This window comes from Pauljensenia sp. 20925_1_25 (assembly GCF_041433955.1).
Classification (GTDB): domain Bacteria; phylum Actinomycetota; class Actinomycetes; order Actinomycetales; family Actinomycetaceae; genus Pauljensenia.
The window spans coordinates 83,698-99,781 of record NZ_JAPWCL010000005.1 but is presented as its reverse complement, the minus strand read 5'-3'; the positions used below and the strand labels follow the sequence as shown (position 1 = coordinate 99,781).

Annotated in this window: 15 protein-coding genes; 12 read left to right on the top strand and 3 right to left on the bottom strand. The window is 66.2% G+C overall.

Annotated features, from left to right (window positions below):
* Window positions 1–12 precede the first annotated feature (12 nt).
* From O3932_RS03850 to miaB, 8 genes are all read left to right on the top strand, one after another.
* Window positions 13–2,874 (top strand): DNA translocase FtsK, encoded by a 2,862-nt coding sequence (locus O3932_RS03850; protein WP_371536363.1) that lies wholly within the window; start codon window positions 13–15, stop codon window positions 2,872–2,874.
* A gap of 16 nt (window positions 2,875–2,890) precedes the next feature.
* The gene (gene pgsA / locus O3932_RS03845; RefSeq protein WP_314567062.1) at window positions 2,891–3,589 is read left to right on the top strand and encodes a CDP-diacylglycerol--glycerol-3-phosphate 3-phosphatidyltransferase; all 699 of its coding nucleotides are present in this window, start codon (window positions 2,891–2,893) and stop codon (window positions 3,587–3,589) included.
* Window positions 3,590–3,759: 170 nt separating this feature from the next.
* On the top strand, window positions 3,760–4,074 hold the full coding sequence (locus O3932_RS03840; protein WP_034505361.1) for a helix-turn-helix domain-containing protein: 315 nt from the start codon (window positions 3,760–3,762) through the stop codon (window positions 4,072–4,074).
* A 3-nt stretch (window positions 4,075–4,077) separates the two neighbouring features.
* Window positions 4,078–4,302 carry a DUF3046 domain-containing protein gene (locus O3932_RS03835; RefSeq protein ID WP_009648726.1) on the top strand — a complete coding sequence of 75 codons (225 nt, stop codon included), beginning with the start codon at window positions 4,078–4,080 and terminating at the stop codon, window positions 4,300–4,302.
* A 276-nt stretch (window positions 4,303–4,578) separates the two neighbouring features.
* Entirely contained in the window at window positions 4,579–5,676 is a 1,098-nt protein-coding gene (recA, locus tag O3932_RS03830) for a recombinase RecA (protein WP_296503962.1), read from the top strand.
* A 3-nt stretch (window positions 5,677–5,679) separates the two neighbouring features.
* Window positions 5,680–6,309 (top strand): regulatory protein RecX, encoded by a 630-nt coding sequence (locus O3932_RS03825; protein WP_371536360.1) that lies wholly within the window; start codon window positions 5,680–5,682, stop codon window positions 6,307–6,309.
* 2 nt (window positions 6,310–6,311) lie between these two features.
* Complete coding sequence (locus O3932_RS03820; RefSeq protein ID WP_296503966.1) at window positions 6,312–6,806, top strand: nicotinamide-nucleotide amidohydrolase family protein; 495 nt, start codon at window positions 6,312–6,314, stop codon at window positions 6,804–6,806.
* A gap of 11 nt (window positions 6,807–6,817) precedes the next feature.
* The gene (miaB, locus tag O3932_RS03815; protein WP_371536358.1) at window positions 6,818–8,356 is read left to right on the top strand and encodes a tRNA (N6-isopentenyl adenosine(37)-C2)-methylthiotransferase MiaB; all 1,539 of its coding nucleotides are present in this window, start codon (window positions 6,818–6,820) and stop codon (window positions 8,354–8,356) included.
* Between the two features lie 413 nt (window positions 8,357–8,769).
* Here the strand turns inward: miaB and O3932_RS03810 are convergent, their stop codons facing one another.
* Together O3932_RS03810 and O3932_RS03805 are read right to left on the bottom strand one after the other, a co-directional pair.
* Window positions 8,770–9,330 (bottom strand): histidine kinase, encoded by a 561-nt coding sequence (locus O3932_RS03810; RefSeq protein WP_371536356.1) that lies wholly within the window; start codon window positions 9,328–9,330, stop codon window positions 8,770–8,772.
* Window positions 9,323–9,769, bottom strand: coding sequence for a histidine kinase (locus tag O3932_RS03805; RefSeq protein ID WP_009648703.1), 447 nt, complete (start codon window positions 9,767–9,769; stop codon window positions 9,323–9,325). The genes O3932_RS03810 and O3932_RS03805 overlap by 8 nt, the downstream gene beginning before the upstream one ends.
* Before the next feature lie 60 nt (window positions 9,770–9,829).
* On the opposite strand from O3932_RS03805, the gene miaA reads away from it, so the two are divergent.
* Together miaA and dapF are read left to right on the top strand one after the other, a co-directional pair.
* Window positions 9,830–10,819, top strand: a complete 990-nt coding sequence (gene miaA, locus O3932_RS03800) for a tRNA (adenosine(37)-N6)-dimethylallyltransferase MiaA (RefSeq protein ID WP_299238993.1) — start codon at window positions 9,830–9,832, stop codon at window positions 10,817–10,819.
* Window positions 10,820–10,866: 47 nt separating this feature from the next.
* Window positions 10,867–11,790, top strand: a complete 924-nt coding sequence (gene dapF / locus O3932_RS03795; protein WP_371536354.1) for a diaminopimelate epimerase — start codon at window positions 10,867–10,869, stop codon at window positions 11,788–11,790.
* A 57-nt stretch (window positions 11,791–11,847) separates the two neighbouring features.
* Here dapF and O3932_RS03790 read toward each other — a convergent pair whose 3' ends face one another.
* Window positions 11,848–12,462, bottom strand: a complete 615-nt coding sequence (locus tag O3932_RS03790; protein ID WP_371536351.1) for a class I SAM-dependent methyltransferase — start codon at window positions 12,460–12,462, stop codon at window positions 11,848–11,850.
* 86 nt (window positions 12,463–12,548) lie between these two features.
* On the opposite strand from O3932_RS03790, the gene hflX reads away from it, so the two are divergent.
* Entirely contained in the window at window positions 12,549–14,081 is a 1,533-nt protein-coding gene (gene hflX / locus O3932_RS03785) for a GTPase HflX (protein WP_371536348.1), read from the top strand.
* The gene (locus O3932_RS03780) at window positions 14,078–16,018 is read left to right on the top strand and encodes an ATP-dependent DNA helicase (RefSeq protein ID WP_371536346.1); all 1,941 of its coding nucleotides are present in this window, start codon (window positions 14,078–14,080) and stop codon (window positions 16,016–16,018) included. Before hflX ends, O3932_RS03780 begins: the two co-directional genes overlap by 4 nt.
* The last annotated feature ends 66 nt before the right edge of the window (window positions 16,019–16,084 follow it).

The following is a 16,084-nucleotide window of genomic DNA, read 5'->3' as shown; positions in this document are numbered from 1 at the left end:
CGTGGAGCAATCATGGCACAATCGTCTCCACGCTCTTCCTCTGGTAAAGGTCCTGCGCGCCCGCGCGCCAAGACGGGTAAGTCTCGTCCGGCCGCCAAGCCCGAGCCTATGCCGCCACAGCAGCCTACTCAGCCCGGTTTGCTGGCCCGCTTGTTCGCGGCCATTGCTCGTGCTGGAGCCAGCATGGTACGTGGCTGGAAAGCGACGGACCCCCAGGTCAAGCGCGACGCCGCGGCCTTCATCGCTCTTGCCGCCGCGATCGTCATTGCTCTGCGCGAATGGTTCCAGATTTCCGGTGAGGCTGGGGACGCCATCCACTACGCCTCGGCGGGACTCGTCGGAATCTTCTCCGTCGTTCTCCCCCTGCTCCTCGTGGCGCTCGCCTGCGAGCTTGTCTCCGCGCGCTCGGGCCGCTCCGCGCTGCCCCACCACGTGGCTGGCGGTGTCGGTATTACGATGGCCCTCACCGGACTCGTGCACATCTCGCGTGGTAACCCCAGCATGGGTTCCGAGCCGGGCATCGACACGGCCGGTGGCGTTATCGGCTGGTTCATTGCGCGCCCCCTCATACTCCTCGTTTCCTCCTGGGGAGCCGGTGCCCTCCTCGTCCTGCTGCTGGCCTACTCCATCCTCCTGGCTACCCGCACCGCAGTTGCCGACGTTCCGGCGCGCCTGCGCGACCTCGCTGCCCACCTGAGCGGAACAAACGAGAAGGACTCCGACGGTGTGCCCGGCGATAGGGACACCGCAAAGAAGGCGCGCCGCAAGTCCCGCAAGAATCTCGCGGCCGGAGACGATGAATTCCTCGACGAATACGACGGCGACGAGTCCTTCCGTCAAGCCGCTGAAAAGGAATCCGTTGAACGGACCCAGCTCCTGGAGTCCGGCGCTGTTCCCGTGGCCAAGTCCTTCGTGCCCGCCAAGCCCAGGCCTCGTCCCTCCACGCCGGACGCACCCACCGAGATGATCACCAAGATGCGTCCCGTCGTGGCACCCCACCAGGTCCCCGCTCACGAGCCTGAGCCCGAACCGACACCCCCGCCAATCACCGACGAACCCGATGGTGCCTTCCAGCCTAACCTGGATGACTCGATCAGCTACACGTTGCCCTCACAGGACCTGCTCGTCTCAGGGCCGCCCCACATGACGCGCTCCGCCGTTAACGACCAGGTCGTCGCCGCGCTCGCCCAGGTCTTCGAGGACTTTAACGTCGACGCGCGCGTCACCGGTTTCTCGCGCGGCCCGACAGTCACCCGCTACGAGGTCGTCCTCGGAGCCGGCGTCAAGGTCGATAAGCTCACCAACCTATCGAAAAACATTGCCTACGCGGTGGCCTCCGCCGACGTTCGCATCCTCGCGCCGATCCCCGGCAAGAGCGCCATCGGCATCGAGATCCCCAACGCCGATCGCGAAAACGTGGCCCTCGGCGACGTTCTGCGTTCCGCTGCCGCTCGCCGCAACCAGCACCCGCTCGTCGTCGGCGTCGGCAAGGACGTCGAGGGCGGCTACGTCGTCACCAACCTGGCCAAGACCCCGCACATGCTGGTCGCTGGCCAGACCGGCTCCGGTAAGTCCTCCTTCGTCAACTCCATGATCACCTCGATCATGATGCGCGCGACGCCGCAGCAAGTGCGCATGATCCTGGTCGACCCCAAGCGCGTGGAACTCACGATCTACGAGGGCATCCCGCACCTCATCTCGCCCATCATCACCGACGCCAAGAAGGCCGCCGAGGCCCTCGAATGGGTCGTCAAGGAGATGGACGCGCGCTACGACGACCTGTCGGACTACGGCTTCAAGCACATCGACGACTTCAACAAGGCGGTGGCCGCCGGACAGGTGCAGGCCAAACCCGGCCTCAACCGCACCCTGCACCCCTACCCGTATCTGCTCGTGGTCGTCGACGAGCTCGCCGACCTCATGATGGTCGCGCCGCGCGACGTCGAAGCATCGATTCAACGCATCACACAGCTCGCGCGCGCCGCCGGCATCCACCTGGTCCTGGCCACGCAGCGCCCCTCGGTCGACGTCGTCACCGGCCTCATCAAGGCCAACATCCCCTCGCGCCTCGCGTTCGCAACCTCGTCGCTGACCGACTCACGCACCATCCTCGACCAGCCCGGTGCCGAAAAACTCATCGGCCAGGGCGACGCCCTCTACCTGCCCGCCGGTGCCTCCAAGCCCATGCGTGTTCAGGGTGCCTGGGTCGGCGAATCCGAGATCCACCAGGTCGTCGCCCACGTCAAGAGCCAGATGGAAACGCACTACCGCGACGACGTCGTGCCCGACAAGAAGGAAGCAAAAGTCGCCGAAGATATCGGAGCCGACCTCGAAGACCTGCTCCAGGCCGCCGAGCTTGTCATCTCCACCCAGCTTGGCTCCACCTCCATGCTCCAGCGCAAGCTGCGCGTCGGCTTCGCCCGCGCCGGACGCCTCATGGACCTCCTCGAATCCCGCGACATCGTCGGACCCTCCGAAGGATCCAAGGCCCGCCAGGTCCTCGTCACCCCCGAGCAGCTCCCCGAGGTGCTCGCGATGCTGCGCGGCGAATCCACCTCCATCAGCGAACCCGAACCCGAGCCCGCGGCGGTTTCCGCCGCGCCCGCATCCCCCGCACCCGCTTCCAGGGCACCCTCGGGGGCACCCAGCCCCGCCACCGGTGCTGCGAGCGTCCGCGCTGCGGGGAAGGGGACCTCGTCGATTGACACTACGAAGGCCTCCTCTGGTTACGAATCGGGCACGGGACACGCTGGCGATTCGCGCGCGGGCGGGTTAGACCCGTACTCTGGACATAACTTTGGCGGTTTCTCACCTGATTGGGTTGATGAGGAGCCGGACAACGACGAGGACGCTTGGCAGCTCACCGGCCGCTAAGAGAGAGGTACCAGCAATGACTGATAACGTGTCGCGCGTTCAACGGGGCTCCGCAGTCCCCGTCGTGAACCTGCCGAACGTGCTGACCATGGCGCGCCTGGTCTTCGTCCCTGTCTTCATCATTTTGGCCCTACAGGACTCCTGGGTTACGAAGTGGGTGGCCTTCGTCATCTTCGCGCTTGCCTCGATTACGGATCATCTCGACGGGCATCTGGCTCGTTCATGGAACCAGATCACCGACTTCGGGCGCATCGTCGATCCCATCGCTGACAAAGCTTTGACCTTGGGAGGTTTCGTTCTCCTGTCCTGGCAGGGGTTCTTGCCCTGGTTCGTGACGATCCTGATCGCTGTGCGCGAGCTCGGCATCACCGCGATGCGCGCCTTTTTCCTGCGCCGTGGCGTCGTTGTCTCGGCGAATTGGATGGGTAAGCTGAAGACCTTCTTCCAGATCATTGCGCTGGGGACGCTGCTCATCCCATGGGAGCACTTCTATGCGATCGACCGGGCTAACCAGTGGTGGGTTATTCTCGTGATTCGCCTCGGTCTCGCCCTGTCCGGTATCGCACTGGCGCTGACCCTCATTTCTGGTGTCGCCTACGTGGTCGAGGGCGTCACACTGATGCGCACTCCTGCCGTCGTCGACTCTCATGAGGCGGACGGCGGGCACGCGGCTTCCGCGGACTCGTCTCCTGCTGGGCAGCCCATTCAGAGTTGAGTCTGGGTGACGCAACCCATACGCGAATTGAGTGCCCGGTGGAATAGGCCGGTTTGGGTGCGCGTTGACAGAACATGACAACAACCCGAGGCGTGCGCGCGCCCGGTTACACCGGTCCGATGCGCGAACTAACGATGCGCCCGACGAACAAGAACGGCTACAGTAACGATATGGAAAAGACACTGAGCGAAACTCCGCTGCTGCGCAGCGAACTGGGCGATGTCCTGCGTGGCATCCGCCAGCGCCAGGGTCGAACCCTGCGCGAAGTCTCCTCCGAAGCACAGGTGTCCCTGGGCTATCTCTCCGAAGTTGAGCGCGGGCAGAAGGAGGCGTCCTCCGAACTGCTCGAGGCCATTACCTCCGCTCTGCGCGTTCCGCTGTGGTTCGTGCTGCGCGAGGTCTCCGAACGCATGGCGATCATCGACGGTGCTGTCATTCCCGACGCGGTGCCCGACGATCTCGTACCCGTCACGCTGATCTCCTGACGCGTGAAGCACTCCGAGTTTTACGAAGCGGTCGAGGCGACCTTCGGGTCGGCCCTCGGCCGCTCGTACGTTTCTGACCTCTACCTCGCCTCGCTGGGGGCCACAGCCCGCGACGCTCTGTCTGCCGGGGCGAGTCCTGACGAGGTCTGGGCGCAGCTGTGCGAAGAAACCGGGCGTGAGGATGCGCGCTGGATTCATCGCCTCGACCCGCGCGAACGGAGCCGCTGACTCCTTTATCGTTTTCCATGCGCGAACGCGCATTGCTGCGCGTTTGTGTTCTCGCATGCCCTGCCTGGTGTCTCGGCGTGTCGCCGCAGTATCGAACATCTGTTCCATCTAAGCTGATGGGCGACGAATCGTCCTCGCGTGTCGTCCACAGGGGTGGCGCGTGCGGGACGCAGATGACGATGGCCGGTCGCATACTCGTCATGGCGCCTCGGAGAGGGGCGTCATTGAGGCCAGGACACTCGCAGGCCGGAGAGGCCGCAGAACGAAAGGACCATCATGGCAGCCCGTAAGGCACCCGCGGCAAAGACCGTCACGAACGACCGCAACAAGGCGCTCGAAGTCGCCCTGTCGCAGATTGATAAGCAATTCGGCAAGGGATCCGTGATGCGCTTGGGTGACGACAATCGTCCTCCCGTTCAGGTGATCCCCACCGGCTCTCTTGCTCTCGATGTCGCGCTCGGCATCGGTGGCCTACCCCGCGGGCGTGTCATTGAGGTCTACGGTCCCGAATCCTCCGGTAAAACCACGGTTGCTCTGCACGCCGTTGCGAACGCCCAGAAGGCCGGCGGCAACGCGGCCTTCATCGACGCTGAGCACGCGCTCGACCCCGTCTACGCTCGCGCCCTGGGCGTGGACACCGATTCCCTGCTGGTCTCTCAGCCCGACACGGGCGAGCAGGCCCTCGAAATTGCCGACATGCTGATCCGCTCGGGCGGCATCGACATTATCGTCATCGACTCGGTCGCGGCCCTGGTGCCCAAGGCAGAAATTGAGGGCGAGATGGGCGACTCCCACGTGGGCCTGCAGGCCCGCCTCATGAGTCAGGCCCTGCGTAAGATCACGGGTGCCCTCTCGGCGACCGGCACGACCGCGATCTTCATCAACCAGCTGCGTGAAAAGATCGGCGTGTTTTTCGGTTCCCCGGAGACCACGACCGGCGGTAAGGCCCTGAAGTTCTACGCCTCGGTGCGCATCGACGTGCGTCGCATCGAAACTCTCAAGGAAGCAGGAGCGCCTGTCGGAAACCGTACGCGCGCCAAGGTGGTCAAGAACAAGATGGCCCCGCCTTTCAAGCAGGCTGAATTCGACATCGTCTACGGCAAGGGCATTTCGCGCGAAGGCTCGATCATTGACATGGGTGTCGAAGCCGGCATCGTGCGCAAGTCCGGCTCCTGGTTCACCTACGGGGATGACCAACTGGGTCAGGGTAAGGAGAATGTGCGCCAGTTCCTGGTGGATAACCCCGAGCTGGCTAACGAGATCGAGCAGAAGATCCTGATCGCGCTCGGCATTGCCGAGGAACCGGAGCCGGAGAAGGAGAAGGGGTCCAAGAAGGCACCTGCGGTTGACCCGGACGAGGATGCGGGCTTCTGAGTCGTGGTCCGCTATCTGGATCCGGAGGATCATCCGGAGCTGGGGGAGGAGCGACGCCACCGCTCCTCCCCGGGGCAGCGGCTGGCCCGCGTCCGCGAACGTAACGCCGCCCTGACGGGTTCAGCCGCCATCGAGGCAGCGCGTGAGGTCGCGCTGCGGAAGCTAGATGCGCGCGCCTGTTCGCGCGCGGAACTGACCAGTGCCATTGAGGGGCGCGGTTTTAGTGCCGATCTGGCCCTCCAGGTCGTTGATCGGCTTGAAGCTGTGGGCCTGGTCGATGACCAGGCCTATGCCGATGCTCTGGTGCGCTCGCGCTTTTCAGGCACCGGGGCATCGGGCCGCGCTTTGCGTGAGGTGCTCGTGCGTAAGGGGGTGGAACCGGGCATCATCGAGCGAGCACTGTCCCAGATCAGCCGTGATGACGAGGCCGAGAGGGCCGCCCAGCTCGTGGCGCGCAAGCGTCGATCACTGGCGGGTGTTCCTCGGCAGAGCGCGTACCGGCGCTTGTGCTCGATGCTGGCGCGCAAAGGCTATTCCCCATCCGTGGCCTCCAATGCGGTGCGCGATGCCCTGGATGAATGGCATGCTGGTAGCTCGGACGATGACGAAGGCTGGGGCTGGGAGGTGTCCTGAGAATGGATGACGCACAGGTGACGGACCTGATCGGGCAGATGACGCGCCGTGGACTGACGGTTGCGACCGCAGAGTCACTGACCGGAGGGGGCCTCGTTGCCCGCATGGTTGATGTGCCTGGCGCATCCCACGTCGTGCGCGGAGGGGCGTGTACTTACGCGGTGGATACGAAGGCCTCGGTTTTGGGGGTCTCTCGCGCGCGCCTCGATCAAACCGGTCCAGTGGACGAGCAGGTGGCCAGGCAGATGGCTGAGGGCGCTCGCGTCCTGTTCGGTGCTGCCATCGGCCTGTCGACGACGGGTGTAGCCGGTCCCGGCCCCGCCGATGGTTTCCCTGCCGGCACCGTTCACGTTGCGTGCGCGCACGAGGGCGGGACGGAGCACAGGTTGGTGCACCTGGAGGGGGATCGAGCCCGCGTGCGTATCGGAGCCATCGACGCGGCTTTGGCGCTGTTGCGTGACGTGCTCGACTCCTCTGGTGGCCGCGAGCACGACTAGACTGTTGTGCGATGAATACGACGACACCGCAGGTAAATGCCCTGCCTCGCACCTATGCGGTGCGGACGCTCGGCTGCCAGATGAACGAACACGATTCCGAGCGTATGGCGGGTCTGCTGGAGCAGGCCGGCCTCGTCCCTGTTGACACCGTCCCCGAGGCCGCCGCTCGCGCGACCGACGCGGGCGACATGGGTGCAGACGTTATCGTCATCAACACCTGCTCGGTGCGTGAAAACGCCGCGACCCGCCTGTTCGGCAACCTCGGGCAGTTGGCCGCCGTCAAGCGCGAGCGCCCGGGCATGCAGATTGCGGTCGGCGGATGCCTGGCCCAGCAGATGCGCGACGGCATCGTCTCCAAGGCTCCGTGGGTGGACGCTGTCTTTGGGACCCACAACATCGATGTGCTCCCGGCGCTGCTGCGCCGCGCCGAACATAATCGCAAGGCCGCCGTCGAAATCGAGGAATCACTCAAGGTCTTCCCCTCGACGCTGCCTACCCACCGCGAGAGCGCGTTCGCGGCGTGGGTGTCGATCTCGGTGGGGTGCAACAACACGTGCACGTTCTGCATCGTGCCCCACCTGCGCGGCAAGGAACGCGATCGTCGCCCTGGCGACATCCTGGCTGAGGTCGAGGCTGTCGCCTCGCAGGGGGCCATTGAGGTGACGCTGCTGGGGCAGAACGTGAACTCCTACGGCGTGGGCTTTGGTGAGCGCGGTGCGTTTGCTGACCTGCTGCGGGCCGTCGGTCGCGTGGAGGGCATCGAGCGCGTGCGTTTCACCTCGCCTCACCCTGCCGCCTTCACGGACGACGTCATCGCGGCGATGGCGGAGACGCCTACGGTGATGCCGAGTCTGCACATGCCGCTCCAGTCGGGTTCTGACGCCGTGCTGCGCCAGATGCGTCGCTCCTACCGCCGCGAGCGTTTCATGGGCATTCTGGACCGTGTGCGCGCCGCGATTCCTGAGGCCGCCATCACGACCGATATCATCGTGGGCTTCCCCGGTGAGACGGAAGAGGACTTCCAGGCGACCCTGGACGTCGTGGAACAGGCGCGTTTCACGTCGGCCTTTACCTTCCTGTACTCGCGTCGCCCGGGTACGCCCGCTGCCGACCGCGAGGACCAGGTTCCCGATGACGTTGCTCTCGAGCGCTACCAGCGTCTCGTGAGGCTTCAGGAGCGTATCTGCGCTGAAGACAACGCAGCGTTGGCGGGTACCGAGGTCGAAATCCTCGTGTCCGAGGGGGACGGCCGTAAGGATGGTACGACCCATCGTATGTCGGGTCGTGCTCGTGATAATCGCCTCGTGCACGTCGCACTGCCCGAGGGCCTCGCTGAGGCCGACCGTCCCCGTCCTGGCGACATGATTCGTGCGACGGTGACCTATGGCGCTCCGCACCACCTGATTGCTGATTCTGGTGCTCAGGGTGGCCTCTTCGAGGTGCGCCGTACGCGCGCCGGTGACGTGTGGCAGGCCCGTCAGGCGTCGCCGGAACCCGACACTGCTGTATCGCTTGGTATTCCGACGCTACGCGTGGGTGCCTCGCGCTGACTCTCGTGTTGTGATCGGTCACCGCCCGGATGACGCGTCATCCGGGCTGACCTGCATCGATGGGAGAGAAGGTGCGGGGAGCGCCTTCGTCGTCGTGGTGCGCTGCACATTTGCCCACGATTTTGGGGAGAAAATCGGGAAAATGTCCCATCTGAAACTCACATGAGACGAGCGTCGCAGCGTTACCTTTGAGTCGTGGCGGTCGTCACGATGTTGAGGCGGCCGACATACGGGAGCACTCTCGGTAGTGCGGGTCGATTCGAGCCCCCTATGCGACCCGTGGCCCCCGCCGCGCAGGCGGTTCACGCTGCGCCGTCGCATGTAGTCGGCGCACACTCACCGAGAGTGCCCCGCTCCTCCGGCAAGGAGGAACGGGGCACTGTTGTGTGGATGCACGAAGAGGGTGTGTCCGCTTACTGCGCCGAGGCCTCGGACCCCTCGAAGTAGGAGGGCAGCTCCTCGGCGGCCTGCAGGCCGATGATGAGGCCGCGGCGCGCCATCGCGTGAATCTGGCGATCTGACAGGCCTTCGCCGACGAAGAATCGGGAGGCAGCCACGAGGATCCAGTTGTCGCCATCCTCGACGGGGAAGACGGTGGGCTGGAGGTGCCCGACGTTCCAGCGGTTCGCGATCTCCTGCAGGGAGACCTCCGTGTGGCCCTCGCCCGGGGGCACGATCCGCGTTTCGACCTGTAGCCAGGGGGCGTCGGCGGGTTCACGGTGAATCTGGAGGGGCACGTCGTTGAGCTGGGTGGCGACGATGAACTCGTTGGAACCGTGCGGCAGTCCGTCGCCGTCAAGGACCTTGGAGATACGCTCGATGGTGACCTTGGAAACCTCGGTGCCCCACTTGGCGGCGTACTCATCGGGTTCCATCGCAGACTTGGTGGGCGCAGCGGCATCGGGGGCGCTCTGCTCGGAGGCGAGGGTCGCCTCCCCGTCCTCGCCGAAGGTGAAGCTCTTCCACTCAGGCATTGTCGGCCTCCTTAGCCCACTGGTCGGTAAACATGATGTCGAGCTGGTTCATCATGGAGATGGCAGCCATGATGAACTGGTGGACCTCCGCCTTGACCTGGGCGTCGGACGCGCCGACAACCCAGTTGAAGGTGTGCTGCATCTGGATGGCGATAGCGCCGGAATCTGTGGTGGTGGAGGTGACCTTGGGCAGGTAGGTGGAGGCGTTGAGTCGGCGGACCGCGGAGGCAATCACATCGGCGTGGGCGGGGTCGAAGAAACGCGGGTAGTCGGCGACGCCTTGCGCGGGGCGGCCCTCGGGTGCCGCGATGCGCACGGTGCGGTTAGGCAGAATCGCCGCGACCTGTCCCGTGGAGGACACGAAGGGGATGAGTCCCACGGCCTCGACGGCTTCAATGATCCGGTCGAGGGTGACCGGGGGAGTATCTGTTGTGCTCATGGTGCTAAGCCTAGCCGTACTTGGGTGGTATCGGGGGGAGGCACCCGTACACTGGTGGGCATGGAATCTTCTGTGACGTGTGCGTCGAACCTCGTCTGCGCGGTGGTGGGACCCACGGCCTCGGGCAAGTCGGACCTGGCCCTGGAGTTGGCCTGTCGCCTGCCCGGAGCACTGGGTGCGCCCGGGGCGGGCGAAATTGTCTCCGCTGACGCGCTGCAGCTCTACCGGGGTATGGACGTGGGCACAGCGAAGACGCCGGTCGAGGAACGTCGAGGGATTGCCCACCACCAGATCGACGTGCTGGAGGTGCGCGACGAAGCCTCGGTGGCCGCCTATCAGAAGCATGCGCGCGCGGACGTGGCCGGTATTCACGCGCGCGGAGGCGTCGCGGTGGTCGCGGGCGGTTCGGGCCTGTATCAGCGCGCCCTCCTGGATGTCATCGAGTTCCCGGGGACGGACCCGCTCCTGCGTACCCGCCTGGAGGAGGAAGCTGCTGGTCCGTTGGGGTCGCGCGGCATGCACGAGCGTCTGAAGGCTCTAGACCCCGTGTCGGCCGAGCGCATCGACCCGCACAATGCGCGCAGGATCGTGCGTGCCCTGGAGGTCATCGAGCTGACGGGGCGTCCCTATTCGGCGTCCATGCCCCGCCATGAATTCGTGACCCCCGCCCTCATGGTGGCGCTGCGCCGACCGATGGAGGAGCTTGACGAGCGCATCGCGCTGCGCACGCGCGCCATGATGGACGGCGGACTCATCGAGGAAGTTCGCGCGCTCATCGATGTCGGCCTGCGCGAAGCGAAGACCGCGTCCCGAGCGACAGGCTACGCGCAGGCGCTCGCGGTCATCGATGGAACCATGAGCGAGGACGAGGCCGTGGAATCCATCGCGCAGGCGACCCGTCAGTTGGCCCGTCGCCAGGTCAAGTGGCTGCGCCCGGACCCGCGCGTACATTGGCTGGACGTGGAGGAGTTCGCCTCGGACGAGGCCGTGGCCGCCCACGTGGTCGAGCTCGCCGAGCGTGAGGCGGAGGCGTCGCTGCGACGCTCGTAACGCGGTTCGTGGCTGCGAGGCCAGGGCGTGGGCGCTACCGTGGAGGCATGATGAACTCGCAGCTGCCGTCCCACGCCCGTGTCGTGAAGGCTCACGGTGCCGGTAATTCTTTTGTCGTCGCCACGGACCGCTACGACGACTATGACCCCAGCGAGGCCGAGGTTGCGACTCTGTGTTCCCCCGCGTTCGGGATTGGCGCGGACGGCTTCATCCGGGCCGTTGAGAGGGATGGAATGTGGTTCATGGACTACCGCAACGCGGACGGGTCGAAGGCAGAAATGTGCGGTAACGGCGTGCGCGTCTTCGTCGATCACCTGCGCCGCGAGGGCCTCGTGGACCTGCCTGTGGGTGCCACGTTGGACGTGGCGACGCGCGGCGGTATCAAGCGTGTGACTCCTGAGGCTGAGGATGAGGGCGCGGGCGCGCGCTACCGCGTCGACATGGGTCCCGCCGCCTCACCTGCGCGCGAGACCATTGAGGTGAGTATCCCCGGTATTGAGGGGACCCTGGGCGGCATCTGGGTGGATATGCCCAACCCGCACACGGTCGTTGAACTCGCGGACCAGGACACCCTGCGCAACGTGTTCCTGCCGACTGTTGACGTCTCCCTGATTCCGCCCGCCACGCGTCCCTCGTATGATCCCGCGCCGCACTCCGGCACGAACCTGGAGCTGGTCGTGGACCTGAGCGTGCCGGGACAAGCCACCGGACACATCGCGATGCGCGTCCTCGAACGCGGCGTGGGGGAGACCCAGGCGTGCGGTACCGGATGCTGCGCGGCTGCCCTGGCCACCGCTCTGCGACGCGGCCCCGGTGCCCCCACCCAGTGGGTCGTCGACATCCCCGGCGGCACGGTGAGCGTGGGCCTCGACGGCGTCATCGATTGGACGGGGGAGAACCCCCGCATCACTGACGCCTCCGTGTTTCTGACGGGTCCGGCCACGCGCGTCGCCGACATCCGACTGTCCTAACCCGGGGGACACGCTCCCCGAGGCGAGGCCACGGCCTCGTCACGGGGAATGAACCCCTCAGGCGGGCCGAACCTCGATAATGCGGTAGCCCTTCTTCGACGCGAACTTCGAGGCCTCAAAGCCCTGGCCATTCAGCCACGTGATGAGAGAATCCGCGCCCAGATTGCGCTGAACGACCAGGTAGGCGACGCCGCTGGGGGCAAGCCTGCCCAGCCACGACACCAACATCTGGTGCATCGCCTCCTTGCCGATGCGCACGGGCGGGTTCGACCAGATGACATCGAAGCGCGTGTCGGACTCGACCGAGGCGGCCAGCGCCTCGTCGGCTGTGAGCACGCGCACGCCCGAAGCACCATGTGCCTGAGCGTTACGAGCCGTCAGATCCAGAGCACGCGAGTTAACGTCGACCGCCCACACCACGGCTCGTGGTGCCTCCAACGACATAACCGTCGCGATCGGACCCCAGCCGCAGCCCAGATCCAGGAAGGTCCCATCCTCGGGCAGGTCGGGCGCAACCGACAGCAGCTGACGGGTCCCCAGATCCAGCTTAGAACCCGAAAAAACGCGCGAGGACACGCGCATCGACAGATCAAAGCCGCGCGCGCTCACATCGATGACGTGAGTCTCGTCGGCGCTCGCGGGGGCAGAGTCGGTGAAGTACTGTTCGTCCACGGAAGAAAGCCTATCGCGCCCGCGCGCGCAGGCGCAGATGAGGGTCCTCCGTGCGACACTGGAAGCCCCCCACGTGAAGGACGGACATGGACACGACCCCCACCGAATCGACCGCTTCTGCGCAGGAACGCGACCAGCGCGTCAACGACGTCGTCGCGCGCATCCTCGCGCGCTCGGGCACGGCGCTCGCCTCCACCGAAGGTCAGGACAACTCGGGGGACGCCGGAGCGCTCGAGCGCGAGGCCCGAGCAGGCACGCGCCGCGTCGACACGGGCGCCTCCGACCGTGAGGACATCTCCGAGGTCGAATACCGCCAGGTGCGACTCGAAAAGGTCGTCCTCGTGGGACTGCGCACCACCCAGAGCGAAGAAGAAGCCGAAAACTCGCTGCGCGAGCTGGCCGCGCTCGCGGAAACCGCCGGTTCGCGTGTCCTGGACGGCATCATCCAGCGCCGTATGAAGCCCGATCCGGCGACCTACCTGGGGTCGGGCAAGGCACGCGAGCTAGCTGACATCGTGCGCAGCGTCGAGGCCGATACCGTCATCGTTGACGAGGAGCTGGCTCCCTCCCAGCGCCGCGGATTGGAAGACGTCGTCGACGCTAAGGTCGTTGATCGCACCGCCCTCATCCTCGATATTTTTGCTCAGCACGCCAAGTCTCGTGAGGGTAAGGCGCAGGTGGAGCTGGCCCAGCTTGAGTACCTGCTGCCGCGTCTGCGCGGCTGGGGCGAGTCCATGTCCCGTCAGGCCGGTGGCCGCGTCGCAGGCGGCGCGGGTATCGGTTCCAGGGGTCCCGGTGAGACGAAGATCGAGCTGGATCGCCGCCGTATCCGCACGCGTATGGCGAAGCTGCGCGCGGATATCGCGCGCATGGAACCCGCCCGACGCACGCAGCGGGGTTCGCGTCGTCGCGGGGCAGTACCATCGGTGGCCATCGCCGGGTACACGAACGCTGGCAAGTCGACGCTGCTGAACCGTCTGACGGACGCGGGAGTCCTCGTCCAGGACGCGCTCTTCGCGACCCTCGACCCGACCGTGCGTCGGGCTCGCGCCGCCGACGGGCGCGAGTACACGCTCACCGACACGGTCGGCTTCGTGCGCAATCTGCCCACCCAGCTGGTCGAGGCCTTCCGCTCGACCCTGGAGGAGGTCGGCCAGGCGGATGTGATCCTGCACGTCGTGGACGCCGCGCACCCCGACCCTGTCTCCCAGGTGCAGGCCGTGCGCGCGGTTATCGATACGATTGAGGGGACCTCGGACATCCCCGAGTTGATCGCCCTGAATAAGGCGGACCTGGCCTCGCCCGAGCAGATTGCCCTGCTGCGCACGGTGTTCCCCGGCGCGGTGCCGCTCAGCGCCCACACGGGCTGGGGCGTGGACGCGCTGCGCGCCGCCTTGGAGGACATGCTGCCGCGGCCCCGCGTGGCCATCGATGTGATCCTGCCGTATTCGGCGGGTTCGCTCGTCCACCGCATCCACGAGGAGGGCGAGGTCGACCGCGAGGAGTACGTGGAGACCGGAACCCGGATCGTGGCCCGCGTCGACGAGGCCTTGGCTGCGCTCATCGGCCGTGAGGCGGTGGGTGGAACAGTGGGCGACCCGGCGGGGAGCGGGCAGTGAGCGAGGGCCTGGTCGAGGCCTCGTGCCGTGTCCTCGACACGGTTGTCGCCGGCATGGGCGGAACCGCGCGCGAGGGACAGGCCTCGATGGTCGCTGAGGGTGCCGCCGCGCTCGAGGACCGCGAGCACCTGCTGGTCCAGGCGGGCACGGGAACGGGCAAGTCGCTGGGCTACCTCGTGCCCCTGTTGACGCACTGCGCGACCAATGGAGTGCGCGGGGTCGTTTCGACGGCGACGCTGGCTCTCCAGCGTCAGATCCTGGTCAAGGATGCGCCGGTCGCCGTCGACGCGGTCGCCTCGGCGACGGGTGTGCGCCTGAAGGTTGCGGTGCTCAAGGGATGGTCGAACTACGCGTGCCTGCACAAGCTGAACGGCGGGTATCCCACCGAGGGAACCCTGTTCGATGATCGAGACATGAGCGTCGGCCCGACGGGTGAGCTCGGCAAGGAGATCCTGCGTATCCGCGAGTGGGTCGGTGACACCACGACGGGGGACCGTGACGACCTGGTGCCCGGCGTCTCGGATCGTGCCTGGCATCACGCGTCGGTCGCCAAGCCCGAGTGCCTGGGTAAACACTGCCCACTCATCGACGAATGCTTCGCCCAGGCGGCCCGATTGGAAGCATCTGAAGCCGACGTTGTCGTCACGAATCACTCCCTTTTTGGCATCAACGCATGCGGCGAGGGCGAGTTCTTCGGCGAGTACGACGCCGTCGTCGTCGACGAGGCCCACGAGCTGGCCGACCGCGTGCGCTCCCAGGCCGCGGCCGACCTGACGGTGGCACGCGTGAGCCGCGTGGCCCGCTCCCTGCGCTCGAACCTGTCCATCGACTCCACCGACCTGGACGAGGCTGGGGCCGGGCTGGGCGCTGCGATGGCACCTCTGCAGGAGGGCTTGCTGGAGTACAGGCCGGGGGCGCTGGTCGACGCGATGCTCATCCTCGACGACGCCGCGCGCCGCGCCAGCCACGAGGTGTCCGAGACGCAGGGAGAACCCGCCGCCAAGCTCCTGGCACGCGCAGCCGTCGACGAGCTGATCGGCGCGCTCGACGCGTGGGGGCGCGACCCCGACCAGTCGATCACCTACATCACGAAGGACGAGTCCGACAACGCCCGGCTGACGGTGGGACCCCTCGACGTGTCCGCAGCAATCGGCGGCGTCGGCATCGGCGAGCGGGGCGCGATCCTCACCTCGGCGACGCTGGCCCTCGGTGGCAACTTCGACGTCATGGCTGCCGCCACCGGCATGGCGGTTTCCGGCGTACCCTGGCACGGCATTGACGTAGGTTCTCCCTTCGACCACGCCCGTCAGGGCATCCAATACGTGGCAACCCACCTGCCCCCACCTGGGCGCGACGGTCCTTCCGAGCAACTGCTCGACGAACTCGTTGACCTCGCCCAGGCCTCGGGCGGAGGGATGCTGGCTCTCTTCGCCTCGCGGCGCGGGGCGAACGCCGGAGCTCAGGCGCTGCGCGAACGAACCGATCTGACGGTCTACTTGCAGGGCGAAGAAACCCTCGCCCAGCTGATCCAGCATTTCCGCGACGAACGTGACTCGTGCCTGGTGGGGACCATGTCCCTGTGGCAGGGCGTCGATGTTGCCGGGGAGGCGTGCCGCCTCGTCGTTATCGACAAGATCCCCTTCCCGCGCCCCGACGATCCGGTCTCGCGCGCCCGATCAATGGACGTGGAGCGCCGCGGCGGCAACGGTTTCATGTCCGTGTCCCTCACCCACGCCGCCCTCATGATGGCACAGGGCACAGGGCGTCTCCTGCGCTCGACGACCGACCGCGGCGTCGTCGCGATCCTCGACCCTCGGGTGGTGACAAAACGCTACGGATCCTTCATCATGCGCTCGCTTCCGCAGATGTGGCCGACCACGGACCCGCGTGTCGTTCGCGGCGCGCTTCGGCGTCTGAGCAAAGCAGAGGGCCAGTAGGTGGCAAGTGGTTTTCAACACGTGAAAAGTCGTGTAAATTAACCATTAGGCGTCCCGTGACCTGTC

Coding starts and splice junctions, on each gene's coding strand:
- O3932_RS03850 (WP_371536363.1), top strand. CDS start 13: ATGGCACAATCGTCTCCACGCTCTTCCTCTGGTAAAGGTCCTGCGCGC.
- pgsA (WP_314567062.1), top strand. CDS start 2,891: ATGACTGATAACGTGTCGCGCGTTCAACGGGGCTCCGCAGTCCCCGTC.
- O3932_RS03840 (WP_034505361.1), top strand. CDS start 3,760: ATGGAAAAGACACTGAGCGAAACTCCGCTGCTGCGCAGCGAACTGGGC.
- recA (WP_296503962.1), top strand. CDS start 4,579: ATGGCAGCCCGTAAGGCACCCGCGGCAAAGACCGTCACGAACGACCGC.
- O3932_RS03820 (WP_296503966.1), top strand. CDS start 6,312: ATGGATGACGCACAGGTGACGGACCTGATCGGGCAGATGACGCGCCGT.
- miaB (WP_371536358.1), top strand. CDS start 6,818: ATGAATACGACGACACCGCAGGTAAATGCCCTGCCTCGCACCTATGCG.
- O3932_RS03810 (WP_371536356.1), bottom strand. CDS start 9,330: ATGCCTGAGTGGAAGAGCTTCACCTTCGGCGAGGACGGGGAGGCGACC.
- O3932_RS03805 (WP_009648703.1), bottom strand. CDS start 9,769: ATGAGCACAACAGATACTCCCCCGGTCACCCTCGACCGGATCATTGAA.
- miaA (WP_299238993.1), top strand. CDS start 9,830: ATGGAATCTTCTGTGACGTGTGCGTCGAACCTCGTCTGCGCGGTGGTG.
- dapF (WP_371536354.1), top strand. CDS start 10,867: ATGATGAACTCGCAGCTGCCGTCCCACGCCCGTGTCGTGAAGGCTCAC.
- hflX (WP_371536348.1), top strand. CDS start 12,549: ATGGACACGACCCCCACCGAATCGACCGCTTCTGCGCAGGAACGCGAC.